Annotated in this window: 19 protein-coding genes and 1 pseudogene; 7 read left to right on the top strand and 13 right to left on the bottom strand. The window is 63.8% G+C overall.

The features are described 5' to 3' along the window. The first annotated feature begins 2 nt into the window (after positions 1-2). The 5 genes and pseudogenes from ACZ1J6_RS23680 to ACZ1J6_RS23660 all read left to right on the top strand — a co-directional run bounded on the left by ACZ1J6_RS23680 (position 3) and on the right by ACZ1J6_RS23660 (position 5987). Entirely contained in the window at positions 3-683 is a 681-nt protein-coding gene (locus ACZ1J6_RS23680) for a hypothetical protein (RefSeq protein ID WP_465128745.1), read from the top strand. 109 nt (positions 684-792) lie between these two features. Next, a pseudogene (locus ACZ1J6_RS23675) lies at positions 793-950 on the top strand (IS110 family transposase); the annotation flags it as partial. A gap of 93 nt (positions 951-1043) precedes the next feature. After that, complete coding sequence (locus ACZ1J6_RS23670; protein ID WP_465128744.1) at positions 1044-3125, top strand: hypothetical protein; 2082 nt, start codon at positions 1044-1046, stop codon at positions 3123-3125. Further along, the gene (locus tag ACZ1J6_RS23665; RefSeq protein WP_465128743.1) at positions 3125-3490 is read left to right on the top strand and encodes a hypothetical protein; all 366 of its coding nucleotides are present in this window, start codon (positions 3125-3127) and stop codon (positions 3488-3490) included. Before ACZ1J6_RS23670 ends, ACZ1J6_RS23665 begins: the two co-directional genes overlap by 1 nt. Then, positions 3474-5987 (top strand): Hsp70 family protein, encoded by a 2514-nt coding sequence (locus ACZ1J6_RS23660; protein WP_465128842.1) that lies wholly within the window; start codon positions 3474-3476, stop codon positions 5985-5987. Before ACZ1J6_RS23665 ends, ACZ1J6_RS23660 begins: the two co-directional genes overlap by 17 nt. Before the next feature lie 537 nt (positions 5988-6524). Here ACZ1J6_RS23660 and ACZ1J6_RS23655 read toward each other — a convergent pair. The 13 genes from ACZ1J6_RS23655 to ACZ1J6_RS23595 form a co-directional block, all read right to left on the bottom strand. Next, positions 6525-6743, bottom strand: a complete 219-nt coding sequence (locus ACZ1J6_RS23655; RefSeq protein ID WP_465128742.1) for a helix-turn-helix domain-containing protein — start codon at positions 6741-6743, stop codon at positions 6525-6527. Further along, positions 6740-6958: a DUF2274 domain-containing protein gene (locus ACZ1J6_RS23650; RefSeq protein ID WP_465128741.1), complete on the bottom strand. Its 219-nt coding sequence runs from the start codon at positions 6956-6958 to the stop codon at positions 6740-6742. The genes ACZ1J6_RS23655 and ACZ1J6_RS23650 overlap by 4 nt, the downstream gene beginning before the upstream one ends. Beyond that, positions 6955-8232 (bottom strand): TraB/TrbI/VirB10 family type IV secretion system protein, encoded by a 1278-nt coding sequence (locus ACZ1J6_RS23645; protein ID WP_465128740.1) that lies wholly within the window; start codon positions 8230-8232, stop codon positions 6955-6957. The genes ACZ1J6_RS23650 and ACZ1J6_RS23645 overlap by 4 nt, the downstream gene beginning before the upstream one ends. After that, positions 8229-9029: a P-type conjugative transfer protein TrbG gene (gene trbG, locus ACZ1J6_RS23640; protein WP_465128739.1), complete on the bottom strand. Its 801-nt coding sequence runs from the start codon at positions 9027-9029 to the stop codon at positions 8229-8231. The genes ACZ1J6_RS23645 and trbG overlap by 4 nt, the downstream gene beginning before the upstream one ends. Then, positions 9026-9856 carry a conjugal transfer protein TrbF gene (trbF, locus tag ACZ1J6_RS23635; RefSeq protein WP_465128738.1) on the bottom strand — a complete coding sequence of 277 codons (831 nt, stop codon included), beginning with the start codon at positions 9854-9856 and terminating at the stop codon, positions 9026-9028. The genes trbG and trbF overlap by 4 nt, the downstream gene beginning before the upstream one ends. 3 nt (positions 9857-9859) lie before the next feature. Next, positions 9860-11164 carry a P-type conjugative transfer protein TrbL gene (gene trbL, locus ACZ1J6_RS23630; protein WP_465128737.1) on the bottom strand — a complete coding sequence of 435 codons (1305 nt, stop codon included), beginning with the start codon at positions 11162-11164 and terminating at the stop codon, positions 9860-9862. Between the two features lie 154 nt (positions 11165-11318). Beyond that, the gene (trbJ, locus tag ACZ1J6_RS23625; RefSeq protein ID WP_465128736.1) at positions 11319-12065 is read right to left on the bottom strand and encodes a P-type conjugative transfer protein TrbJ; all 747 of its coding nucleotides are present in this window, start codon (positions 12063-12065) and stop codon (positions 11319-11321) included. 29 nt (positions 12066-12094) lie between these two features. Next, positions 12095-14539: a conjugal transfer protein TrbE gene (gene trbE, locus ACZ1J6_RS23620; RefSeq protein WP_465128735.1), complete on the bottom strand. Its 2445-nt coding sequence runs from the start codon at positions 14537-14539 to the stop codon at positions 12095-12097. Continuing rightward, a complete protein-coding gene (locus tag ACZ1J6_RS23615) occupies positions 14533-14805 on the bottom strand; it encodes a VirB3 family type IV secretion system protein (RefSeq protein WP_465128841.1) in 273 nt (90 codons plus the stop codon). The genes trbE and ACZ1J6_RS23615 overlap by 7 nt, the downstream gene beginning before the upstream one ends. An 8-nt stretch (positions 14806-14813) precedes the next feature. After that, positions 14814-15155: a TrbC/VirB2 family type IV secretion system protein gene (locus ACZ1J6_RS23610; RefSeq protein WP_465128734.1), complete on the bottom strand. Its 342-nt coding sequence runs from the start codon at positions 15153-15155 to the stop codon at positions 14814-14816. Positions 15156-15159: 4 nt separating this feature from the next. Continuing rightward, complete coding sequence (gene trbB / locus ACZ1J6_RS23605; protein ID WP_465128840.1) at positions 15160-16110, bottom strand: P-type conjugative transfer ATPase TrbB; 951 nt, start codon at positions 16108-16110, stop codon at positions 15160-15162. Positions 16111-16154: 44 nt separating this feature from the next. Further along, positions 16155-16553, bottom strand: a complete 399-nt coding sequence (locus ACZ1J6_RS23600; protein WP_465128733.1) for a CopG family transcriptional regulator — start codon at positions 16551-16553, stop codon at positions 16155-16157. A 2-nt stretch (positions 16554-16555) separates the two neighbouring features. Then, the gene (locus tag ACZ1J6_RS23595) at positions 16556-18628 is read right to left on the bottom strand and encodes a conjugal transfer protein TraG (protein WP_465128732.1); all 2073 of its coding nucleotides are present in this window, start codon (positions 18626-18628) and stop codon (positions 16556-16558) included. 257 nt (positions 18629-18885) lie between these two features. Between ACZ1J6_RS23595 and ACZ1J6_RS23590 the strand changes: the two genes are divergently transcribed. Next, positions 18886-22332 carry an AAA domain-containing protein gene (locus tag ACZ1J6_RS23590; RefSeq protein ID WP_465128731.1) on the top strand — a complete coding sequence of 1149 codons (3447 nt, stop codon included), beginning with the start codon at positions 18886-18888 and terminating at the stop codon, positions 22330-22332. Between the two features lie 138 nt (positions 22333-22470). Further along, positions 22471-23676, top strand: a complete 1206-nt coding sequence (locus ACZ1J6_RS23585) for a Ros/MucR family transcriptional regulator (RefSeq protein WP_465128730.1) — start codon at positions 22471-22473, stop codon at positions 23674-23676. Positions 23677-23782: the final 106 nt, after the last annotated feature.

Raw genomic sequence — 23782 nt, 5'->3', positions numbered from 1 at the left:
TCATGAATATCCGTAAGCCGATCGCAATGCTTCTCGCTACCGCCGTTCTCGCCGCACCCATGAGTGCATCTGCCGGGCTTGGCGGCCTGGGCGGCCTTGGCAAGAAGGCGCTGGGCGGCGGTTCCGACAGCGGCATAAGCAGTGCCGACGCCGACGGCTTTCTCGACGGAGCGATGCTGTCGACGAAGAACGTCATGATCTCTGCCGCTCTGCTGGCGCAGGCTCTCAAGGACCGCGATGGCCTCGCCACGAGGAGCGCGGAAATCGCGTCCATCAGCAAATCGCAGAGCTTCGGGGAGCTGAATTCTCACAAGGAACAGATGCAGCAGAACTTTGCGATCCTGAACGAGCAGGGCGCTATGACGGACAAGATGACCGCAGTCTACCAGGCCGGTAATGCCAAGCAGAAGCAGGTAATCGGCACCGCGCTCGCTAATCTGGCCCTGGGCGTCTACCGTAACGTGAAGCTCGCCGGCGCTGCACCGGGGATGGTCCAGTCGGTTTCTGGAAGCCCCCAACTGATGGGCCGCGTGGGCGAGTTCAAGTCTGCCGCAGGTCTTCTTGGCATGCAGGGCAAGGGTCTCGGCACTATCGGCACATCGCTGCCCAAGCTGATGACCAGCCTCAAGATCAAGCCGCTGCCTGAGGCTGAGACCACGAAGCCGGTCGCAGTTTCACTCTGATCCGTAAATGAAGAAAGCGGGCCGATTCCAACGGGATCGGCCCCTTTAGAACAGAATCCGTTCACTCCGCCTCATCCCCGGGCGGCGGTGAAGTAACTTGGGCACTCTTCTGCCCATCTGCGCCGCACCGATGGAGGCTTGCTGTGGCGCTCATCACATGGGCCGTGCATTCGAACAGCGGGGTCATGGGCTGCGGTTGATGTCGTCGGAGCATGTCTGCCCTTACGTAAGACGCGAAAGAACGACGACCGCGATGCCGAGGCGATAGAGTTCCTTTCTTGTTAACCAATCATCCAATTGTGTTTAATATCAAAGTGCTCGCGTCTTGTCCAAGGACGCCAGCTGGATAAGGGGGTTCACTTGAGTTTCGATCTGCGGCGCAGTCCCTTCGCGGAACTCGGCGTTTCTCCTCGCTCGTCGCGCGACGAAATCAATCGCGCGTTTCGTGGCCGGCAGCTCGACATGGACACGCCGGACCAGGAACGCAGCCTGGAGCTGGCCCGACAAGCCATGTCCAGCCCCCGCGAGCGTCTCGACGCGGAACTGGCCTACCTTCTCGAACTGCCCGATCACGATGCCAAGGCCATTCTTGCGGAACTTGGCGGGAGACATGCGGCCGTTCCGGCGACGATCAGCGGCCTCGCGGCCATTAATCTCGCCGCTCACTGCTGCGAAGCTGTGATCTCCGCGCAATCCGGCCGGTCGATCTGGCCGGAACCAGCGACGGACCTGATCCGGGCTTACGGCGATCTGGACGTTTCGAAGCTCCGCCGGGCTGTGGATGCCGCGCGCCAAAGCTCCGGGTTCGGGGCAGTATCCGACACCGATCTCGACAACGGTTTGGCCAGGCTCCGGGCGAAGCACGTAAGCCTCCTCTTAGCCGGGCCCATCGAAACGACCGCCTCATCTCTCGAACTGCTTGCGTGGGAAGCCGGTGATGGCTCGGTTGAAAGGCGCCGGCTGCTGAGCGACCTGTTCCATGCCTACGCCCTTGAAATTGCAGACAAGATCGAAGGTCTGGCCGCGCAGGTGGAGACTATTCTCGACGATGTGCGCGCGGGCCAGACCGCCACTTCGCGCGTGACCGCCCTTCGAGCTCTTTTGAACCAGTGGTTTTCGTTCGTGCGGCCTTTGCAGGAACGGGACGCGCAGGATGGCCTCGACGATCCCAGTTCGCTGAAGCTGCTCCAACAGATCCGAAAGACCACGCTAGAACTCAACAGGGCCAATCGTGACGATGAGGCACTTGAGATCAGCACAGCAGCGCTCGGTGTCTGCGAAAGGATGCCGCAGTTTTCGGAACTGCTCAGAACGGACAACGCTGCCCTTCAGGAAATAGTCGAGCGCCGGAGCATCGCCCCACGTCTCGCCCAACTGCGCGTCGCGATCGCTCAATCCCGCGCCAGAATGACAAAGCATCGCAATGGCTATGCCCCTGCGAATGCGTTCACCGCGCTATTCGCAGCGCTGACGGCCGTGGCCGAGGGCAATCCCGGTCCTGACGTCGTTGCACAGGCTGTCACGGAAGCCCGCAATCTTGCCATCGACCTTTATAACGACCTCAACAACCCGGATGCCGCACTCGTCGTCACCAAGTTCCTCGAAGGTATTGCTGCCTCGGCGACAGCAGAGGCGCAGGAGACGATCCGGACCGATCTGGAAACTTTCTGGAGGGCACGCAACTGGAAGCTTCTGGGCGAGGCGCTGCAAGCCCGCCGTTGGACAGATGCCGAAAAGCTGAGCGATGCTTTGATCGTCAAGGCAAGCGGAGAAGAGTACCGGAATCTCGCCAACCTCCAGCGTTCCATTGCTGAAAGGCGGCAAACGAACTGCCGGCGCACAAAGGCTGCAATTTGGGGTGCGATAATCGGCGTTCCGATTCTGCTCGCGATGGCGAATTCATCCCATTCCGGCTCGACGGTTTCTGACTACGCCACCGCCGAGACAGCGAGCGAAGCGCCTTACGCCGCCGAGCAAGTCGAACCCGCATACGATGCTGTCGAGACCCTGCCGGAGGAAGTGGTCGATGACAGCGGTGAGGCCATGCCCACCGCAGGTGGGGGTGAGCGAAGCCTTTCCCGGCAGGAGCTTCGTTATTGCATGATGCAGGGCAAACGGCTCGACGGCGCGCGCGAAGCGGTTTCGGGATATGCGCAGCAATCCGCCTTCAATGGTCTGATCAACGACTACAACGGACTTTGCGGACAGTTTCGCTATGACCAACGCGACATGAGCGCGGTGAACCTCGAAGTTATGGCGCAGGACTATCGGCTGCGGGAAGAAGGCCGGGCTCTGATCCGGCAAGGCGCGCCCGTGGCCCCTCCCATCACGACATTACCGGGGGCTGACGCTTACGGAGGTGCCGATAGCTATGGCTCGTCGAGCGCCACGTCAGAAAACGATGACTACGCCGATACCGGCTATCAAGGAAATGGCTATTGATGACGACCTGCGATCCGGCCGCGGTGGCGGCTATGAGCACCGACTTCTGGAAACTCCTGCGCTCTTACGAAGCACTGGCGGCGGCGCTACCGCCGGAGCGGACGGCGCGCGCGGAAGCGCAGACGCGATACGCTTCCGACCGGTTGACGAGGCACCTCGAAACGATGGGCATGAAACTTGTCTCCTTCGACGGCATGGCGGTCGGCACCGATTTGCCGATCGTCGTCGTCAATGCCGAGGAGCTCTCGGAATACGACGCGCTGGAAGTCGAAACGACGCTCGAACCGGCGATCATTGCTGAAGGTGTGGTTGTGCAAATGGCACGGGTCATTGCCAAGGGGGCTGAACATGTATCTGGGAATTGATCTGGGAACTTCGAATTCAGCCGTAGTCGGCCATTCGGACGAAGGCCTTCGCCTTTTCAAGACCGAAGACGGCCGCGACGTGCTGCCCAGCGTCCTCCATTACGATCGACGCGGCCGCATGGCCGTGGGCGTCAAGGCGCAGGCGCAGGCGGAACTCACGCCCGAGAATGCGGCTCAGGGGTTCAAGCGCCTTATGGGCACGTCCAGCACGATCGAGCTGAAGGGCGCCGGGCTGACGCTGTTGCCGGAAGATGCCAGCGCGGAGATCATCCGCCAGTTGCTTCGTCAGGTCGAACTGGAAATTGGAGCGACGGCGGTCACCGGCGCCGTTGTCACCATTCCTGCTGCGTTCAACCAGATGCAGTCCGAAGCGACCATCCGGGCCGCCCATGCCGCCGGCCTCGAGCGGGTCGGGCTCCTGCAGGAACCCATCGCTGCGGCAATGGCGTCTCTGGAAGGCGCCACGCAGCGCGATGGCCGCTTTCTCGTCTACGACCTTGGCGGCGGCACTCTGGACGTAGCCTTGGTGGAAGCGAGCGGAGGCGCGGTCAATGTGATCGCCCATGAGGGTATCAACATGCTGGGGGGCCGGGATTTCGATCGCATGATCGTCGATTCCGTCATCCGGCCCTGGCTGCATGCGACCTTCAGCCTGCCGGCAGATGCCACTGTGCGCCCGGAATATCGCCGTCTCTTCACGCTGGCGCGGATGAAGGCGGAAACGGCGAAAGTCGAACTTTCGACCAGGGAGGAAACGCATATCGTCCTCGCCGAGGAAGAAGCGAGAACCGACGATCAGGCCGGCGAGCCGATCTATGTTGATGTGCGGCTTGAACGGGCGAAGCTGGGACAGCTCATACGGGATAAGATTTCGGATTCGGTATCCCTATGTCGCAAGGTTCTGAACGATAACAGCTTGAATCATGAGGATATCGATCGCGTCGTCTTCATCGGTGGCCCATCGAAGATGCCGCTGGTTCGCGAAATGGTCAGCCGCGAACTCGGCATTGCCGCGGACCACCGAACCGATCCCATGACGGCTGTAGCGAGGGGCGCTGCGATCTTTGCCGAAAGCCGCGTGTGGGATGACGCCGCGGGACAGCGCAAGAGCGAAGTCGGCCGTGCTTCCGCTTCCGGCCAGGTCGAGGTGTCGCTGCGCTTCACGGCCCGCTCCTCCGAGGAGACGGCGACGATCCGCCTGATCACCGACGCCCCCGAACGCCGGCTTCGCCGCCGCGTGCGCGATGCGCAGGGCGGCTCCGATGGCTTCGCGGAGTTTACCGGGACCGATACGTTCGAAGTGTCTCTCGCGGAGCCTGGCCAGCACCGCTTCTGGATCGATGTATGCGATGACAATGGTGCGCAGGTCTGTCCGGCTCAGGAGATCACGATAGTTCGTACTGCGGCGTCTGCCGCGGCTATTCCTGCCACGCAGACCGTCTCTGTCAAAGTGGCCAGGGGCCGGGCATCCGAGCGAACCAATACGCTCTCCGTCCTGGTGAAGAAGGGCACGCCGCTGCCCGCATCGGGAATGGACACGTTCAGTCTGCGCGAGGGGCTCGTCAGCGGCGATCCGGCGTTTTTCGAGGCAGAGCTGTTCAACCAGGCCGAGGGGGTAGACGCCCCCCTGCTAAACCTGTTCATCGGCGCCATCCGCATTCACGGTACTGACCTCAACCCGGGCCAGCGCCTGCCCGCCGGATCGACCGTCGAGCTTCACTGGAACATGGATGACAACGGTCTTTTCAAGTGCGCAATTGCGGTTCCCGACCTGGGCTTGAGCTGGAATCACCATAACTTCTACGCCTCGACGATCGGACATGCCGCCTTCACCGGGGAGGAGGGCCAGCGCCTTGCTCTCGACAAGCTTTCCGATGCAGCCTCCGCTGTTGACGACGCCCGTTCTGCCTTGGATGGAGCGGCAGCTTTCGACCTCGATCAGCTGGAAAGGCGGATTGCTCGCCAGCGGGACCTCCTTTCCCACTCGCAGGATTCGGAAGTGCGTCGTGCCGTCACCGAGGAAGCCTTGCTGATCCGCCAGGAACTGAGCCGCCTCGAAAACAGCGACGGTCATCGCCACGCAGCCTTGTCGCATGAAATCGAAAGTCTCAGTGAGGCAGTGGCCGATCATGTCGATGCCCTTGACCCTCAGATCGTGGAGCGGGTGAGCGGACTGCTGCATACCGCCCGGGAGCAGATGGGCATCAGCAACTGGGCGAGCGCGCGCCAGGCCTTGGACCAGGCTGCCAACGTGTTCTATCGAGAACTCGCCCAGCAGCCGAGCTTCCTCGCAGCTATGTTCTCCGACCTGGAGAACGAGCGCCATCTGGCGCTGGATAAGTCCAGGCACGACCAGCTTGTCGTGCAAGGGCGAACTGCCGTGCAGACGGGCAATATCGACGCGCTTCGCGGCACGATCGGAGACATTCTTGGCAACCGGATGCCCAACGATACTCGGAGCAAGGGCGTAACGGCGCTCGCGAGTCTGCTGAAGTGATCTGATACATATTAGTAGGTTGGAGTCGGGCGCGAGGTGTTGCGTCCGACTCCAGGGCGATGGCCGGCGGCGCCTTGGTCATCCGCAGACCCGCTTGCACAAACTCCTGCCGTGGAACTGGGAAGCGCGTCAAACCAACCTTTACACCGATGCCCAAGTAGCCTGTCCCGCCATCAGCGAGGCTTGGGCTAAACCTGAAGGGTCTTCACCGAACGCCTACGAAGAAGGTGTCACTGGGCTCAGAAACCTGCCTGCGACGATGGCCGCCACCGAGTTCAGATTCATAGGTCGGGATTATATGAATAGCGCGGTGGATGGAATACCGGACCATTCACACCCTGGGGGCGCAAGACAAGCTGCTGAACGATCACAAAGGGTCGGCGCCGGAAGCCCAGACAGAAGCGTTGGAATGTCCGCTATCCGGTTTTCGCGTCTTTAAAGCTGCCCTTCCGGACTGTCCGACATATCAGCCAAATCGATGTGCGACGTCCTGTAGGGCGCAAGTCCTCGAAGTTGCCCCACCCATCATTGTGCCTATCAGCGACGCGTCCGTATTGAACCGACAAGTTCCCGCAAGCTGGATGCGAGCACGACCGTCGATCGACCTATCTTTGCGACCTCCAGATCACCATGAGCAATGAGTTGATAGATTTTAGTGCGGCTGAGCCCGGTCAGCCGCACCGCGTCGGACATGCGAACGCTAATCTGCTCCATCCCCGCAGACGGCCCTCGCGCGTCATACTCTTGCTCGATCATGACTTACCCTTCCGTTGCTGCTGAAATCCGCGATCCCCGTCGAGAAAGGCAGCCAGGATTGCGGGCACCAGCTCTGCGGCGGACACTTGCGTGCCATACGAGGCTGCGTACAGCCGGGCATAGTCCTGCAGGCTCTGATGAAGATCCGGGGTCACCGTGACCGTGAGCTTGATCGGGGTCCTGTCGGGCAGTTTTGCCAGCTTGATAGTGGTCATCGCGGATTACCTCCTTTCCAGGGTTCCAAAACCAGATCCTGCCGGACCAGCAGCCTGACCGGTGCGCCGGGGCGCACCGTGATCGTCGGCTGGATGTCGAGATTGCGCTGCGTGACCTGATCCCCGGCCCGAGACACGTTCGTCTGCGCGGAATCCCGGATTGCCTGCACCAGATCGCTCTCACCGTTGATGGACAGCTCCGTGCCCACGCCCAACAATGTCGCGATCGCAACGCCTCTCAGCAGTCGGCCGGTGTGATAATCGACCTTGTCGACAAGACCCGCATAGCCCGACGGGTCAGCCGCCGGCATGTTATCGAGACGCAGCGACGAACCGTCGGGCATTACCAGTCGCTGCCACACAACCAGCGCCCGGCTCCGTCCATAGGCAACGACGCTATCGTAGTTCCCGATCAGGCGCGCGCCCTGTGGTATCAGCAGCACCTGTCCCGTCGCGCTGTCAAACACGCTCTGCGTGACCTGAGCAACGACCATACCGGGAACGTCGGAATTGAGCCCGGTGATCAGGCTGGCGGCAATGACGCTCCCGGCCATCAGGACATTCGGCGAGGGCGACCGGCTCACGCTGTGGGGATTGATGTCCCCCTTCCCGTCCAGCTTTTCAGCAAACTGGATCTTGCGATCCGTCGCCGACGGGTCCGGTGTGGTCGTACTGCCGCTGCCGGCTGCGCCTAGCGCCGCTTGAGAGACTTCGCCCGCAGTCGATGCCGCCGAGCCAGGCCGAACCCCTTGGGCAAGCAATGCCGACTGGCGCGCATTTTTGAGGTCGTCGGCACGCTTCTGTCGTTCCTGATCGATTGCGGTCGAATGCTGACTTTCGACCGCCAGATTTGTTCCCAGATCCCGCTCCTGTGCCCGCAGGATCGGGCGCCCGAGATCGCCGGGCAGTGGAGGCCCGAGCTTGGGCACATCGCCGTATCCCTTCGGCAAAGCGTTCAGCGCATCGTTGGCGGCCTGTTTGCCAGGCTGGGCTAGATCGCTTGGGCGCACCGTTTGCCCCGTCAGCCGCGGGGACAGCGCAAACCACGCGATGCCAAGAAGGGCGAAGGTAGCGACGGCCGTGCCGCCGATAATTACCTCTTTTCTGAAACGTGTCGCGCGCGGAGGCCTGGCGCGAATGGCGAGCGTTTCCGGGTCGACTTTCTCGGAAGGACGCGCGGGAGCTTCCGCTGTCGGCCGGTTCGCCGCTTGTTCATCCGGGTTCCGCTGCCGCAGGGGTTCGGCTCGCGCGACTTGCTCGATCTCCTCGCTCACGAGCGCCCCCTCCTCTTGCTGCTTCCACGTGTGATGCGCACGACCTGCTGTTTCTTGGTGCCGAGCCGCAGTTCGGCCACATCGAAGATGCGATCGACGACGTAGAACCGCCCGCGCATACGGTAGTTGACCAGTTCCGCCGCTCCGTCGGTACCGATCAGGAACAACGGCGGCGCCTCGTCGACGCCGATCGTCGCCGGAAACTCGATGAAGGTCTGGCGACCGTCGTCGAACGCCCGCAGCGGCCGCCAAGTGGGCCCGTCGCCACTGATCTGATAGCCGAAGTACATCTGCTCGATGCCGAGACCGGCAGCGACGGGCTTTGCCGCGACCAGCTCATCGAGCGGATAGTTCCAGGCCAGCGCCGCCATTCCGCCAGTCGGTCCGCTAGACAACTGGAGATGATACGTCCGCTTGTCGGTGGTGATCACGATATTGGTGGAAAGCCCGGCGCTGAACGGTTTCACCAGCACATGCGTGCGCTTGTCGTCACCGCTGCCGCTCGTGGTATCGCCGATCACCCACCGCGCGGTGTCGCCGGCCGCGACGGCGATCAGCGCTTCGCCCGGCTGCAGGGCAATGTCGGTGATCATGCCGGGCTGCGTGTAGACGTGATAGATCGCCCCGTCCGACCACAGGAAGACCTGCCGGGCATTGACCCAGGCTGAGGGCGACGGCTCGACCGAGCCGCGCTGGGCCGGCGAAGCGCTCGGGCCGGGCCGCACGGCATGCACCGCCGGCAGGATCGGATGGGCGCCGACGGCAAAAGCCGCGGCAGTCAGGAGCAGCGAGTTCATGGCAAGACCTCCTTGGATGCGAGTGGATCGGAAAGCGGTACGTTCGCAGCGCTCGCGACAGCGGGCGCGCTGGCCGGCGTCGGCGCGGTTGCGCGCAGCCCAGGCTGCGCCGCTGAAGGCGGGCGAGTTAACGACTGGTCCTGAGGCTCAAGCTCTCGGCTCCAGTCGATGGCGTCGACGTAGATGCCGAGCGGGTTTTTCCGCAGCGTGTCGGCGTCCCGCGGTGCCTTTTCGACAAGCGTCACCATCGCGGTCCACTGCGTGGTGCCCACCGCGCTGCCGCGCTCGAAGGCGTTCTCGATCCATTTGACCTGGAAGCTGGTGTCCGAAGCGCGCACCACGCTTGTCACTTGAACCGAGACGGTACGCTCGCCGATCTGGCTGAGAGCACCCGAGGCCCGCGCATATTCGCTGAGGAAGCGCGAGCCGCGCTTCGTCGTGAAGTCATAAGCCTCGAGCCAGCCTTCCCGCATCACCACGGGGTCGAGCGAGACCCCGCGGACATGGCCGATGAATTTGGAGAGCGCCCAGGCAATCTGCGGATCTGTTGGCCGATAGCTCGTTTCCGCTTCGCTGAGCGCCCGCGGCTCGCCAAGCTTGTCGACCGCCACGACATAAGGGACGACACGGCTCTGGAGCGATTGCCATAGGAGACCGCTCGCCATCGCGCCGGCGAGGCCAAGGCAGCCGAAGGCCATGATCCGCCAGTTGCGCGCCTGGACACGGGCGGAGCCGATCCGATCGTCCCAGAGCTGCCCTGCCCGCTGGAAGGGGGTTTCGGGTTCGGGTGTGCGCCCGTAAGCCTGGACGCTGCGTTTAAATCGCATGGGTCAGTCGTTCCTTTCGCTAATGTCGGGGGAAGCGCCGCTGCCACCGCGGTCGCCTTGCTGGACGGCATGGATCGCAAGTTGCTGGCGATGGCGGGCGGTCTGCTCAGCGCGTAGGGCTTTGGCCCAAGCCGGTGGTCCGTCGCCGTCGCTACTTTCGCCGCCGTGAGCCGATTGTGTTTCGGGGGTGGCCTCGTGAGTAGCCCGCGCATGGTTCGTCCCCCCGCTGGATGGGTGCGAGGCATGATCGGTATGGGGAGCCGCACCGGCTCCGCCTGAACCGCCCTGCCCGCCGCTGCTGCTGCCGCCGCTTCCGGGAGATGGATGGCCACCGTGACCGCCAAGACCTTCGGCAGCCGAGGCTCCGCCACCCATCGAGCTTCCGGCACGCACACTGCCAAGCGCAGTTCCGGCAAGCCGCGCACCGCCGACGGCAGCGCCGCCGACAAGCATGGCGGCGCCGCCGGCGCCAACTACAGTTCCCACCGCCGCGCCGGCGCCGAGCTGCGGCGCGCCCGACCCAAGGCCGCTGGCGACCGAAGGCGCAAAGATGCCGAGCCCGAGCAGCGCGAGGCTGGCCAGCACCAGGCTCATGGCCTGCCCGACATCGGGTTCCTGGCCCTGAAGCGCGGCGATGAACTGGTCGAAGAAATTCGATCCGATGCCGACAATGACTGCCAGCACCATGACCTTGATGCCTGAGCTCACGACATGGCCCAACACACGCTCGGCAAGGAAACTGGTTCGGTTCCACAGCGCAAAGGGCACGAGGATGAAACCAGCAAGGCTGACGAGCTTGAACTCGATGATGCAGACGAACATCTGCACGGCGAGGATGAAGAACGCGAGAATCACCAGCAGCCAGGCGATCAGCAGCACCGTGATCTGCAGGGCGTTCTGGAAGAAGCTGGTGACCGTAAGCAGCTTGCCCGCCTGTTCGAGCAGCGGCCAGGCTGCCGAGAAACCGGTACCGGCCAGACGTCCGGGCTTCAGGAGATCGTCGGCCGTGAGGACCCCGCCCCCGGCGGTAAGGCCAGCCTGCGCAAACGATCGGTAGATGATGTCGGCGAGCGTCTGGAAGCTGTTGATGATGAAGGTGAAGGCACCGACGTAGAGGATCTTGCGGATGAAGCGGCCGAGCACATTGTCCTCGCCTGCCAAGGTCCAGAACAGCGCCGCCAGGGTCACATCGATCGCGATTAGCGTTGCAGTCAGGAAGCGCACATCGCCGCCCAACAGGCCAAAGCCGCTGTCGATGTAGCGGATGAAGGCAGTCATGAACTGATCGATGATGTTGAGGTCACTCATGTACGGGTTCCTCGAAAACAGGCGCGCGTCAGGGTGCCGCGGGGCACGGCCGGGGATGGAGCACGTGCCCCGCGGCGCGGCGGCCGGGTGACCAGTCCGCCGCCGCAAGCCGCCTCGAAGAGACAGAACCCGAGGCGGAAGCGATCGAGTGAAGCTAATTCGGCGTGTAGGCCGTTCCGGTGCCAAGGAACTTGGCGGTTGCCGCCTGTGCTTCGGCGGCAGCCTGCGCACGATTGGCCTCGGTGATCGCCTGCGCGCGGTACTGTGCGGCCATCAGCTGCTGGATCTGGAACTGTTGCTTGGCCGTCAGCGCCAGGAGCTGGTTGGTTGCCTGCTGGGCCTGGAGCGATCCCTCGGCGCCCTGGCTGCGCTCGACGAGCGCATTCAGCGTCGTCATGTCCGCCTCTACGTTCTCGGCGATCTGCGCCTGCATCGTCACGGTATGCTGGTAGGAAGAAACCTCGGTATCGAGCCGCGTGCGCGCAGCGGTAACCTGCTCGTTGAGCTTGAGCGACTGGCTGAAGGCGTCGGGGTAGAGCGCTGCGTACTGCTGGCTTGCGCTCGAGACCTTGAACTGGATGCCTTGTGCCTGCCCCATCAGGACGTCGATCTTCTGGAGCGTCTGGGTCAGCGCCTGAAGCTCGGGAAAGCTCACTTTCGTGAGGTTCTTCGCCTGGTTAGCCAAGCTGGTCGCCTGGTTCTGCAGCGACTGGATCTGGTTGTTGATCTGCTGGAGCGCCCTCGCCGCCGTCAGCACGTTCTGCGCATAGTTCGAGGGATCATAGACGATGAGGGCCTGCGCCGGCTGGCTGCCGAGCGTCAGGTCTGCAGCGATCCCGCCAGCAGCCAGGACGGCAAACGCTGCCAGGCCGGGCATGGATTTACGAAACTTCTCCTTCATGGTGCTTCTCCTCAGTTTGAGAGGGATATTCAGACGGCGAGCTGTGCTTCAGCGCCCGGGAATGAGCTGATGAAATCGGTCGCCCATCCGGCCGGCGTGCCGGCCAGGAAGCGGGCGAGGAAATCGTCCGGTCCATGCTCGGCCAGGATCGCGTCGATCCGCTTCTGGGCCGTAGGATCGGACGATCCGCACAGAGCCAAGGCAAGCGGGCCCAGGCCAAGCTCAAACAGCCGGTTTCCACGCGCGGATTGCAGGTAGTAATCGCGCTTGGGCGTCGCGCGGCTGATCAGCTCGACCTGCCGGGCATTGAGACCGAAACGCTCGTAGATCTCTCGGCTTTGCGGCTCGATCGCACGGTCGTTGGGCAGCAGTATCCTCTGCGGGCTGCTTTCGAGGATGGCCGGCGCGATCGGGGAATTGGCGATGTCGGACAAGCTCTGAGTTGCGAAAAGCACCGAAACGTTGCGCTTGCGCAGGACCTTGAGCCATTCCCGGATGCGCGCCGCGAACAGTGGATGGTCGAGGAAGATCCAGGCCTCGTCGAGCACCAGAAGTGTCGGCCGGCCGTCGAAACGCTCCTCAAGCCGATGGAACAGGTAGGTCAGCACCGGAGCGACGACACCGGAATGGCCCATCAAAGCCTCGGTCTCGAAGCACTGGACGTCGGCGAAATGGAGCGCGCTTTCCGAGGCATCGAGCAGGCGGCCGTATGGCCCCTCGATCGTATAGGGCGAAAGTGCCGTGCGCAGCGCATTGGATTGCAGCAGCAGGACGAGGCCGGTGATCGTCCGCTCACAGGCCGGCGCTGTCGAAAGACTGGTGAGTGCGGACCAGACCTGGTCCTTGATGTCAGGCGTGACGGTCACGTTTTCCTGTGCGAGCAGCGCGGCGACCCATTCAGCCGCCCATGCGCGCTTCGCAACGTCGTCGATCTCGCGCAGCGGCTGGAAAGCGAGGCCTTGCCCGGCGTCGGTACCAAGCCCAAGTGCATGGTGCGCGCCGCCGCAGGCCAGCACCGCCGCGCGGGCCGACAGCCCCTTGTCGAAGATGTAGACCTGCGAACCGGCATAGCGCCGAAACTGGAGGATCATCAGCGCCAGCAGTACCGATTTGCCGGCGCCGGTCGGCCCGGCGACGAACATGTGGCCGACATCGCCGACATGGGTCGACAGCCGGAACGGGGTGGAGCCCGATGTCCGTGCATGGAGCAGCGGGCTGCCACGCAGATGGGCGTTCTCCGTCGGTCCTGCCCAGACCGACGAGAGCGGCATCAGATGGGCGAGATTGAGCGTATGGACGAGCGGCTGACGGACATTGGCGTAGACCTGCCCCGGCAGCGACGAGAGCCAGGCCTCGACCGCATTGACCCGCTCGCGGATGGTGGTGAAGCCGAGGCCGCCGAGAATGCGTTCGATCTGCCGCATGCGGCTTTCGACCACATCGCGCCGCTCGTCGCTGACCGTGATCGTTGTCGTCAGGTAGCCGAAGGCGACATGATCGCCGCCCAGCGCCTGAAGCGCGAGATCGGCATCGACGACCTTATTGTCGGCATCACTGTCGAGGAGCTGGGCCGGGCTGTTGTAAAGCACCTCGCGCAGCATGGCCGTCAGCGACTTGCGCTTGTTGAACCATTGCCGGCGCAGCGAGGTCAGGACCTTGGTCGCCTCAGCCTTGTCCATGGCGATGAAGCGGCTGACCCAGCGGTAGGGAAAGTTCTGCTGATTGAGGGCATCGAGCAGCCCCGGGCGGCTGAGCGGGGGAAAGCCCAGCACCGAGATCGTGCGCAAGTGACTGTCGCCGAGCATTGGCTCGAGCCCACCCGTTAGCGGCGTGTCGAGGATTAGGCCGTCGAGGTACATCGGCGTTTCGGGTACGCGCACCGGATGCCGGCGATCCGAGATCGTGGCGTGGAGGAAGCTCAGCAACTCACCGGAGTCCAGAGCGCGGACTTCAGGCATGAAGCCGGCAAAAAGGTCGAGTGCGCGGTCGGTCTCGGCGATGAAACCGCCGAGGGCCTCGCGCCAGTCGCGCCCCTTGGCCTCGTCGGCGCGGTCGACCAGCCGCCGCCCTGCTGCGTCCTGGCTGTCAGCAGGCGGCATCCAGGTGAGAGTCAGGTAAAAGGCGCTCTCGAAATGCAGCCCCTCGGCCAGGAAGGCGGCTCGGCGCTCGCGATCGACTAGCCAGGAGGCGGGATCCGGAAATGTATCGTCGGGGTAGGCCAGCGCCTCGCGGCGCTCTGCTTCGAAGAACAGCGCCCAGCCCGATCCGAAGCGGCGCAGCACATTGTTCGCGCGTGCTGCGATCGAAACGAGCCCGGCTTCGGTCGAGGATTCGAGATCGGGTCCGCGGAAGGCCAGCACCCGCAGGAAACTGCCGTCCTTGTTGAGCATGATGCCAGGAGCGACGAGCGCGGCCCAGGGCAGATGGTCGGCCAGGCGCCCTGCCCGGCTGCGGTACTCGGAAAGGTTCAGCATGAAAGGTATCCCCGCTGGCGCAGATGGCGCAGGAGCACGGGCGCGAAATCGGGATCGCGCCGGGCTGCAAGGACGGCGAGGCTGTGCCCCGCCGCCCAGATGACAAGGCCGGCCAGCCATTGCTGGAGCCCGAGACCGACCGCCATGGCGAGCGTGCCGTTGACGATGGCGATCCCGCGCGGCGCGCCGCCGAGCAGGATCGGCGCGCCGAGGCTGGCATGGATCGGGACCTCGAAGCCCTCGATGGGCTGGCCGGCGCCCATCATCGATATGGTCATGCGATCAGGGCTCCGCCGCCGAAGCTGAAGAACGAGAGGAAGAAGCTCGAGGCGGCAAAGGCGATCGAAAGACCGAAGACGATCTGGATAAGCCGCCGGAACCCGCCGGCGGTCTCGCCAAATGCCAGGGTGAGGCCGGTGACGATGATGATGATGACCGCCACGATCTTGGCGACGGGCCCCTGCACCGACTCCAGCACCTGCTCGAGCGGCTGCTCCCATGGCATGCCCGATCCCGAGGCCCAGGCCGATGTGTTGACCGAGAGCGAGGCAGCGACCAACACCGCGGCGACGAGCGGCGTATCCTTCGGAAATCGGCTGATCTGAAACGACTTCATGGCGTCATTCTCCTTCTGGCAGTGAGGGGGCAAGAAGCTGGGTGAGCCGATATTCGCCCGAGGCGGCATCGAAGCCTTCGACGCGGGCGATCTCGGCAATGCGGCGGGCAAGGCCGCGCCCGGAAATGAAGACGATGAGATTGATCGACTCGCCGATCAGCCGGTGTGGGACGGTAACGACCGCCTCCTGGATCAGGCTCTCGAGACGGTGCAGCGCTGCCGCCGCCCCATTGGCGTGGATCGTGGCGATCCCGCCGGGATGGCCGGTATTCCAGGCTTTGAGCATATCGAGCGCTTCGGGCCCGCGGACTTCGCCCACGATGATCCGATCGGGCCGCAGACGCAGCGTCGAGCGCACGAGATCGCCGATCGTCACGTGCCCCGCCCGCGTGCGCAGCGCGACGGTATCGGGTACCGGGCTCTGGAGTTCACGCGTGTCCTCGATCAACACCACGCGTTCGTCGAGCTCGGCCATCTCGGCGAGGAGCGCATTGGCAAGCGTGGTCTTGCCGGACGAAGTTCCGCCGACCACCAGCAGGTTGAGCCTGCCCAAGACCGCGCCGCGCAGCAGCCTCGCGGCGCCCTCATCCATGATGCCGTCGGCGACATAGTCGGCGAGCGTATGAATGCGCGCAGCAGGCTTGCGGATCGCAAAGCATGGGGCATGCGCCACCGGGGGAAGCACACCCTCAAAGCGTTCGCCGCCGCCGCCTTCATGCGCAGGAAGTTCAGCCGAGACTATCGGCCGGTCGCCATGGACTTCGGCGCGGGTGTGACTGGCCACGAGCCGGACAATCCGCTCGACCTGATCGGCAGGCATGCGGATCTCAGTGTCGACCCGACCCCCGCCCAGGATATCGACACGGAGCTTGCCGTCGGGATTGACCATGATCTCGATGACGCGGGGATCGCCGAGTGCCGCCTCGATCGCCGGCCCCAGTGCGGTGCGCAGCATCGCATGCTTGCGGGCGGCGGCTTCTGCGCCGTGTGCATGGCCGCTCACAGCACGCTGTCCTTGTCGAGCGTGCGCTTGCCGAGCGCCAGCTGACGCGCGACCTGAGAGAGGAAGGCTTCGAAGCGCGCCGCAGCAGCGGCCCGGCCGGCGGCATCATTATCGGCAAGCGGCGGATTGATCGCCAGTTCGTAGCGGATGAAAAGCGCCAGCGTCTCAAGCTCGATATGGCTGTCGCGCAGGAGCCGGTCGAGCAGTTCGGCGATCCGATCGAGGCGCCGCGCGAAACGGTCCTCGAGTTCGCCTTTGCCGCGTTTATCGAGCCAGACCGTCAGCGCCTGCACGAGGATGTCGGATTTGGTGACACCGGGCCGGCTTGCCTCTTCAAGGAGGCGCGCGCTGAGCGATTGCGGCAGGAATAGCTGATAGCGAACCTTGTCCGTCATGATCAGAGCTCCAGATCGAACTGGTCGGCGCGCTGCACCGAACCGAAGGCATATGTGACGCGCACGAGCCGCTGCTGCGCGGCCTGGTCGATGACGCGTTTGTCCGCCGCCGGATCGTCGACATCGGCGACCAGTCCGAGCGGATCGGTGGCGACCTGCGGCTCCTGATCGGGGACCTCGCCCTGGACGCCGGCCTCGACGGCGGGCGCCTGATCCATTCCGCCGGTAGCGACCGGCTTACCCGCCGTTTCGCCGTCCTCGGCCTCAAGATCGCTGGCCGGAGGCGCCAGTCTGTCGTCGACCCCGCGAACCTGACCAGACCAGTCGCTGGTCCGCTGGGGCGGCACGTCAGCATAGCCCTTGGTGCTGAGCATTGGCGGCTCGATTGCTCGCTCGGCAAAGACCGGTTCTTCGAAATAGCGCAGCTTCGTCGCCCTGATCGGCGGTGCACCGGATGCGAGCACCAGTTCTTCGCCGGGATTGAGCTGCATGACTTCGCCCGGCGTCAGCAAGGCGCGGGCTGTTTCCTGCCGGCTGACCATGACGTGCGACAGCCAGGGCGCAAGGCGGTGCCCTGCATAGTTGCGCATGGTGCGCTGCTCGGTCGCCGTGCCCAGAGCATCGGAGAGCCGCTTGGCGGTCCGCTCGTCGTTGGTAGCAAACGCCACACGCACGTGGCAATTGTCGAGGATCGAGTTGTGCTCGCCGTACGCCTTCTCGATCTGGTTGAGGCTTTGGGCGATGAGGAAAGCACGAACACCGTAGCCGGCGAGGAATGCGAGGCTGGTCTCGAAGAAGTCGAGCCGGCCGAGCGCGGGAAACTCGTCGAGCATCATCAGCAAACGGTGGCGACTTGCACCCGCATGCCCGGTGCCGTCCTCGAAACGCAGTTCCTCGGTGAGGCGCCGACCGATCTGATTGAGGATCAGGCGGATCAGCGGCTTGGTGCGGTTGATGTCTGAGGGCGGCACGACCAGGTAAAGCGATGCCGGGTGTTTTCCGTCAACCAGATCAGCGATCCGCCAGTCCGATGCAGACGTTACGGCGGAGACGGTGGGGTCCCGGTAGAGGCCGAGGAACGACATGGCCGTGGAGAGTACGCCCGATCGCTCGTTGACGGACTTGTTGAGGACTTCGCGCGCTGCCGAAGCCACGACCGGATGAACCAGCGGTGCTTCCATCGTGCCGAGGTGGTTCGTCGACATCATGGCATGGAGCGTGTTGGCAAAGCTGCGCGCCGGATCGGACAGAAACGTCGCGACCCGGGCGAGCGTCTTTTCTTCTTCGGCATAGAGGATGTGCAGGATCGCGCCGACCAGCAGCGAATGGCTGGTCTTTTCCCAATGGCTGCGCCGCTCAAGCGCGCCTTCGGGATCGACAAGGATGTCGGCGATATTCTGAACGTCGCGGACTTCATGAACGCCACGCCGCACTTCGAGGAGCGGATTGTAGCGCGCCGACCGCGCATCGTTCGGGTTGAAAAGCAGGCAATGCGAGAAGCGCGCGCGCCAACCGGCCGTCAGTTGCCAGTTCTCGCCCTTGATGTCGTGAATGACCGCAGAGCCGGACCAGCCCAGCAGCGTCGGAACGACCAGACCCACGCCCTTGCCCGAACGTGTCGGCGCGAATGCCATGATATGCTCGGGCCCGTCATGGCGCAGGTAGTCGTCTCCGAACCGGCCGAGGAATACGCCCTGCTCCGCCAGGAGGCCGGCTTTGCGAACATCCTGACGCGTTGCCCAACGGGCAGAGCCATATGTGGTAACATTGCTGCGCTGACGCGCGCGCCAGACTGAACCGGCGATTGCCGCGCCGCAGCCGACGAGGCCGCTGGACGCCGCGATACCACCGGCCTTGTCGAAGACGATCGGCGCATAGGCGTCGAATTCGAACCACCAGACGAAGATCGCCCAGGGCGCGTAAACGCGAAGGCCCGCGACTTCGCACCACGGGTCACCCAGTTCAGGCTGGTAGGCAAGCTCGGCCGCCGCCCACTGCGTTGCCAGCCAGACACCGGCGAGGACGATCGCAAACACGATCGCCATCTGTCCGATGAGGAGTTTGGTCGGTGTCATGAAGGTCTCCGCCCGCCCCGGGACGCATCCTCGGGCGCTCGGCGAAGACTCTCGAAAAAGGGCGCCGGTTCACAGACCCTGTCTGGTGCACCGAGATGTCTATTGGGTGCATTTCAAATTGGAGAGCAAGACTTTCGCGCTCCTGTTACCGACTAAACGAGCGATGAAGACGGCCAAACTCAAACCACATCGGACGATTCGTTGGACGAGCGATTGATTACTCGATTTTAATCATGACAATGCCGCCCTCCAAAGGCATGCGGCACATCATGACGAGCGATACTGAGAAGGTTACGAAGTACTGGCGCAACTCGCTGGCGGATGGAGAACTGGGCCGCGGCACCTTCCATCTGGATGATCTGAACAAGTTTCGAACCGTCGATCACGACAGCCTCAATACCGGCCGCCTGCCTCATGAGCTCGCTGCAGCCCTGTTTTCACGCGATGGCGGCCCCGACGACACGCGCGCCATTATCCTGCGTCCATTCGTCTTTGCCTCGCGTACGGAACGGGGCCAGAAGCGCGGCAGCCTTCCCGAAGTCGTGACGCCGATCGCAACGCGCATGACCGTCACCCGCGACGGCCGGCTCATTCGCCCCGTCAGCAGCGTGGTCCCGCGAGACATTCTCGAACCGCTGCATCGCATGGCCTTTACGGTCGGGACGGTCGACGCGCTCGACACGTTCATCACGACGAACCCGCTCTCCGACGATTGCGAATGGCAGGACTATGCCGCGCATTGCGAAGCGCTGATGGAAACCGTGGCGTCAGCGCTGGAGGAGGATCCGCGCTTTGAGCTGCTCCCGCACGGATATGTCCAGGAGTCGAACGGACACGGCAGCATATCGGCCAATGTCCTGGCGCTCTATGACCAGATCGAGCGCGACGGTGCGCACGGGCCGCTTCTTGCCACTTTTGCCGGGCAGAAGTACCAGCAGACCGAGCCATGCCTTCCGGAAAACGCGCGCTTTGCCGACCGGCTCGGACACTCCAGCGATACCTATGCATTGGCGCCGGCGCAGCGCGACGCGCTCGCCCATCTGACGGTATCGCAGGACGGTGAAGTTCTCGCCGTCAACGGCCCGCCCGGCACCGGCAAGACGACGATGTTGCTCTCGGTCATCGCCACGCTCTGGGCAAAAGCCGCGCTCGAACAGGGCGATGCGCCGCTGATCGTCGCAACCTCGACCAACAATCAGGCTGTGACCAACATCCTCGATGCTTTCGGCGCCGACTATGCAAGGGGCAAAGGGCCCTTCGCCGGCCGGTGGCTGCCGGGGCTCCGCAGCTTCGGAAGTTACTTCCCCTCCAAGCTGCGCGAGGCAGAGGCCGCTAGGACCTATCAGACCGCAGCCTTCTTCGACCGCCTGGAGGAAGGCGATCAGGTCGAGCAGTGCCGCCTTTCCTACCTCGACGCGGCAGCGAAGGCATTCCCTCACCTCGAACACATGACTGTCGGCGCCGCGGTGGCGGCACTGCACCAGCGCCTGGTCGAGCAGGCCGGCATGCTGAGTAGGATCGAGCAGGCTTGGCAAGATCTCGTCGAGAAGCGAGCCACACTGCATGCGGAACTGGGACCCGACCCCCGGCAAACGCGCGCCGACCGCGCCATCGCTCTCGAAGGCGCGGAAAGCGAGTTGCACAGGGTCGAAGCCCTCTCGAGCCTGTGGGATCAGCATCAGGCATCCGAGTCCATGCTCCATGCCCTGCTGGGCTGGCTTCCCGCAATCGCAAAACGCAGGCTCGCCGGAGCCAGAGCGGCTCTGGGACCAACCTGGCCCGGCCTACTGCCGGAATGGCAAAATCTGAGCGAGATCACGGCATCGGTGATGGAGCAAGTCGCTGAAGCGCAGTCTGCGGTAAGCGACATCGTGACATCGCTAAGCCACGCGGACGCGCTGATCGAAGACGAAACCTCAGCACTGGGATTCTGGGCCGATGCCCTCGCCGTGCTGGACGTCACGGCAGATGCCGCAGCGAGCATGACGCTCGCCGATGCCGACGAGGCAGCGGACCGCCTGCTCCGGTTCCCGATCTTCCTGACCACGACGCACTATTGGGAAGGGCGCTGGTTGCTCGACATGGCCGCCGATCCGGACATTCCGGCAAAGCAGAAGAAGACCGGCAGGATCCCCATGACCGCGCGGTGGGCGCGCCGCATGAAGCTGACGCCCTGCGCCGTCTCGACGTTCTACATGCTGCCGCGGCTGCTCTGCGCAAGCCGCTTCCAGGACGGCGATTTTCTGCCCGACTACCTCTACGGTCAGATCGATCTGCTGATCGTGGATGAAGCGGGTCAGGTCACTCCCGAAATTGCCGGGGCGTCGTTGGCCCTGGCCAAGCGCGCCCTCATCATCGGCGAAACTGCGCAGATCGAGCCGATCTGGAGCGTGCCAAGCCGGATCGACGTCGGCAACTTGCGCCAGGTCGGGCTCATCGGCACCGATGACAACGGACCGGATGTTGGGGAGTTCCTCGACACCGGCCGCGCCGCCTCTTCCGGCAGCGTGATGCGGATCGCCCAGCACACGTCGCGCTATCACCAGGATGAGGACCTCGAACGCGGGTTGATGCTCTACGAGCACCGGCGATGTTTCGACGAGATCATCGGCTACTGCAACGACGTCTGCTACCGCGGAAAACTGCAGCCCAAGCGCGGGCTGAAATCAGAAGCGCGCGCAAACGACGGCCTGCCCGCGATGGGTTACCTGCATATCGACGGACGCTGCGATGCCATTCCCGGCGGTAGCCGGCGTAATGTGCTTGAGGCGGAGACGATCGCCCGCTGGCTGGCCGAGCGGCAAACGGAACTGCGCGCGTCCTACCCGGGCAAGCGCCTCGACGAGATCGTCGGCATCGTAACGCCGTTTGCAGGACAAGCTCGGGCAATCACATCGGCGCTGGGGCGCCAGGAAGGCCTCACCGGCGTCAACCTTACGATCGGAACGATCAATACCTTCCAGGGTGGCCAGCGACCAGTGATCCTGTTTTCGCCGACATATTCCAAGCATGCCGACGGCAATTTCATCGACGGCAAGGCCAGCATGCTGAACGTCGCGGTATCCCGGGCCAAGAACAGCTTCCTGGTGTTCGGCGACATGGATTGCTTCTCGTCGGCAGCGCCGGGAAGCCCGCGCGGCCTGCTGAGGCACCGGCTCCTCGCCCACGATGGTAACCGCCTGTTTTTCGATGCGCCTGCCCGGCCCGATCTGTCAGGCGAGGCCGGGCTCGTACATCTCACCGATCTCGACGCACACGACGGCTTCCTGCGCGACGTGCTCGAAGAATGCCGCAAGGACATTCACATCGTCACGCCCTGGCTGACCGACCGCGGCCTGCAGGGCGCACGGATCGTGCCCCTCGTCGAAGCGGCAGCGAACTCAGGGATTGCGGTCACGGTCTACACCGATCGCGCACTGAACGAGTGGCGCGGCAAACAAGACAAGAGTGCGCTGGCCAGCTTTGCCAACGCCAAGCAGTACCTGGAAGTCGCCGGTGCGACAGTCATCGAAGTGAAGGACGTGCACAGCAAGATCGTGATGGCCGACAACAACGTCTATTGCGTCGGCTCGTTCAACTGGCTTAGCGCCGCCAGAGAAGGGAGTTTCGTCCGGCACGAAACCTCGCTTGCCTATCGCGGTTCCAGCGTCTCTTCCGAAATCGAGACCATGAAGGACAGCTTGAAGAAGCGCGCGATCGTATGATTACTCGAGGCCGAACCGCCGTCTTCAGTGTAACGGTGGCGAAAATGGACCAAATGGCCTGCGACAATCCGCTTTACTTGGCTAAAAATTGGGAAGACAAGGGCAACCCTTCCGAAAAGTCCAAAAGAGGGACCTTCCATGCCCGAGAACGAGCAGTCCGAACTCGCCCGCCTCACAGTCGAACTGCTGAGCGCCTTTGTCTCCAAAAACGCTGTTGCCAGCGAAGATCTGGCTGGTCTGATCGAGACCACGCGCGCAGCGCTGGCCGGAAAGAGCACCGCGCCGGTTGAAACGCCGGAATACAAGCCGGCCGTCTCGGTCGAGGAAAGCCTTGCCTCGCGCGATCACATTCTGAGCCTGATCGACGGCAAGCCCTACCGGGCACTGAAGCGGCATCTGGCCAACAACGGCCTTACTCCGGAAGAGTACCGTGCGCGGTACAACCTTCCGGCGAGCTATCCGATGGTTTCGCCAAGCTATTCAGAACAGCGCCGGGCCTTTGCCAAGGCATCTGGACTGGGTGGCAACAGTGCTGCTGCAAGCAAGGCTCCAGCTGCGGCCAAAGCCTCGGAAACCCCTGCTCAGGCAGCTCCGAAAGCTGGAAAGCCCGCCGCCAACAAGGCGGCACCATCGAAGGCGGCACCGGTCGCCAAGACTGCCGCGAAGCCCGCGAGCAAATCATCCGGCAAATCGTCCGGCAAGGCGGCCGCAGCATCGGCAGTTGCACCTGCGGTAGCGGCCCCGACCGTCAAGGCTCCTGCCAAAGCCCCGACTTCGAAGCCGAAGACTGCTGCGAAGCCCGCTGCCAAGCCGGCCCCCAAAGCCGCCGCTAACCTTGCCGCCTCGCAGTACGTAAAGGCGGGAGCTGAGAAGGCCGGCGAAGCGAAGAGCGAGGCGGCAACCTCGGTAAAGGCTACCGATAAGCCTGCTCGCCGTATGGCGCGCACGCCTGCCGGCACGGCGCCGAAGGCCGCCGGCAAGGACGCCAGCCCGGCGAAGGCTGCAGCCTCTGCCAAGGCACCCGCGAAGCCGCGCGGCGCGAAGGCCGACAAGAAGGGCGCAAGCACGCTCGCTGAAGCCACTGCAACTATCGCAGCAATCGAACCCGCCGTGACCGCCCCGGCGTCCAGCACGCCGGCTGCCGCCAAGACAGCAAAGCCCGCCTCGGTAAAGCCCGCCTCGGTAAGCCCGACGGCTGCGGCGGCCGCCAAGGCGAAGTCGGCGGCTCCGAAGAAAGGCCGCGCGAAGCTCGGGATCAAGGTGCCTGAGGTCGAGAAGGCGGCTGCTACGCCCTCAACGACCGCACCCGCTGTGTCGGCAGGGGCAAGCACTGCAGACACTTGAGGCCCGAAGACCAATCCATGCCGGCATTCGGTTGCCGGCCTGAAACATCGAAGGGGCGGCCATCCATTGCTGGATGGGCGCCCCAATCGTTTCCACCATCGGATTC

The organism is Novosphingobium sp. BL-S-21 (assembly GCF_055521655.1).
Note: the sequence above shows the minus strand (reverse complement) of the source record. Positions and strands in the feature narration are given on the sequence as shown.

What these genes read in the sequence shown, in the direction of transcription:
- ACZ1J6_RS23680 (WP_465128745.1), top strand. Translation starts at nt 3, where the DNA reads ATGAATATCCGTAAGCCGATCGCAATGCTTCTCGCTACCGCCGTTCTC.
- ACZ1J6_RS23665 (WP_465128743.1), top strand. Translation starts at nt 3,125, where the DNA reads ATGACGACCTGCGATCCGGCCGCGGTGGCGGCTATGAGCACCGACTTC.
- ACZ1J6_RS23660 (WP_465128842.1), top strand. Translation starts at nt 3,474, where the DNA reads ATGTATCTGGGAATTGATCTGGGAACTTCGAATTCAGCCGTAGTCGGC.
- ACZ1J6_RS23655 (WP_465128742.1), bottom strand. Translation starts at nt 6,743, where the DNA reads ATGATCGAGCAAGAGTATGACGCGCGAGGGCCGTCTGCGGGGATGGAG.
- ACZ1J6_RS23650 (WP_465128741.1), bottom strand. Translation starts at nt 6,958, where the DNA reads ATGACCACTATCAAGCTGGCAAAACTGCCCGACAGGACCCCGATCAAG.
- trbG (WP_465128739.1), bottom strand. Translation starts at nt 9,029, where the DNA reads ATGAACTCGCTGCTCCTGACTGCCGCGGCTTTTGCCGTCGGCGCCCAT.
- trbF (WP_465128738.1), bottom strand. Translation starts at nt 9,856, where the DNA reads ATGCGATTTAAACGCAGCGTCCAGGCTTACGGGCGCACACCCGAACCC.
- trbL (WP_465128737.1), bottom strand. Translation starts at nt 11,164, where the DNA reads ATGAGTGACCTCAACATCATCGATCAGTTCATGACTGCCTTCATCCGC.
- trbJ (WP_465128736.1), bottom strand. Translation starts at nt 12,065, where the DNA reads ATGAAGGAGAAGTTTCGTAAATCCATGCCCGGCCTGGCAGCGTTTGCC.
- trbE (WP_465128735.1), bottom strand. Translation starts at nt 14,539, where the DNA reads ATGCTGAACCTTTCCGAGTACCGCAGCCGGGCAGGGCGCCTGGCCGAC.
- ACZ1J6_RS23615 (WP_465128841.1), bottom strand. Translation starts at nt 14,805, where the DNA reads ATGATGGGCGCCGGCCAGCCCATCGAGGGCTTCGAGGTCCCGATCCAT.
- ACZ1J6_RS23610 (WP_465128734.1), bottom strand. Translation starts at nt 15,155, where the DNA reads ATGAAGTCGTTTCAGATCAGCCGATTTCCGAAGGATACGCCGCTCGTC.
- trbB (WP_465128840.1), bottom strand. Translation starts at nt 16,110, where the DNA reads ATGCTGCGCACCGCACTGGGGCCGGCGATCGAGGCGGCACTCGGCGAT.
- ACZ1J6_RS23600 (WP_465128733.1), bottom strand. Translation starts at nt 16,553, where the DNA reads ATGACGGACAAGGTTCGCTATCAGCTATTCCTGCCGCAATCGCTCAGC.
- ACZ1J6_RS23595 (WP_465128732.1), bottom strand. Translation starts at nt 18,628, where the DNA reads ATGACACCGACCAAACTCCTCATCGGACAGATGGCGATCGTGTTTGCG.
- ACZ1J6_RS23590 (WP_465128731.1), top strand. Translation starts at nt 18,886, where the DNA reads ATGCGGCACATCATGACGAGCGATACTGAGAAGGTTACGAAGTACTGG.
- ACZ1J6_RS23585 (WP_465128730.1), top strand. Translation starts at nt 22,471, where the DNA reads ATGCCCGAGAACGAGCAGTCCGAACTCGCCCGCCTCACAGTCGAACTG.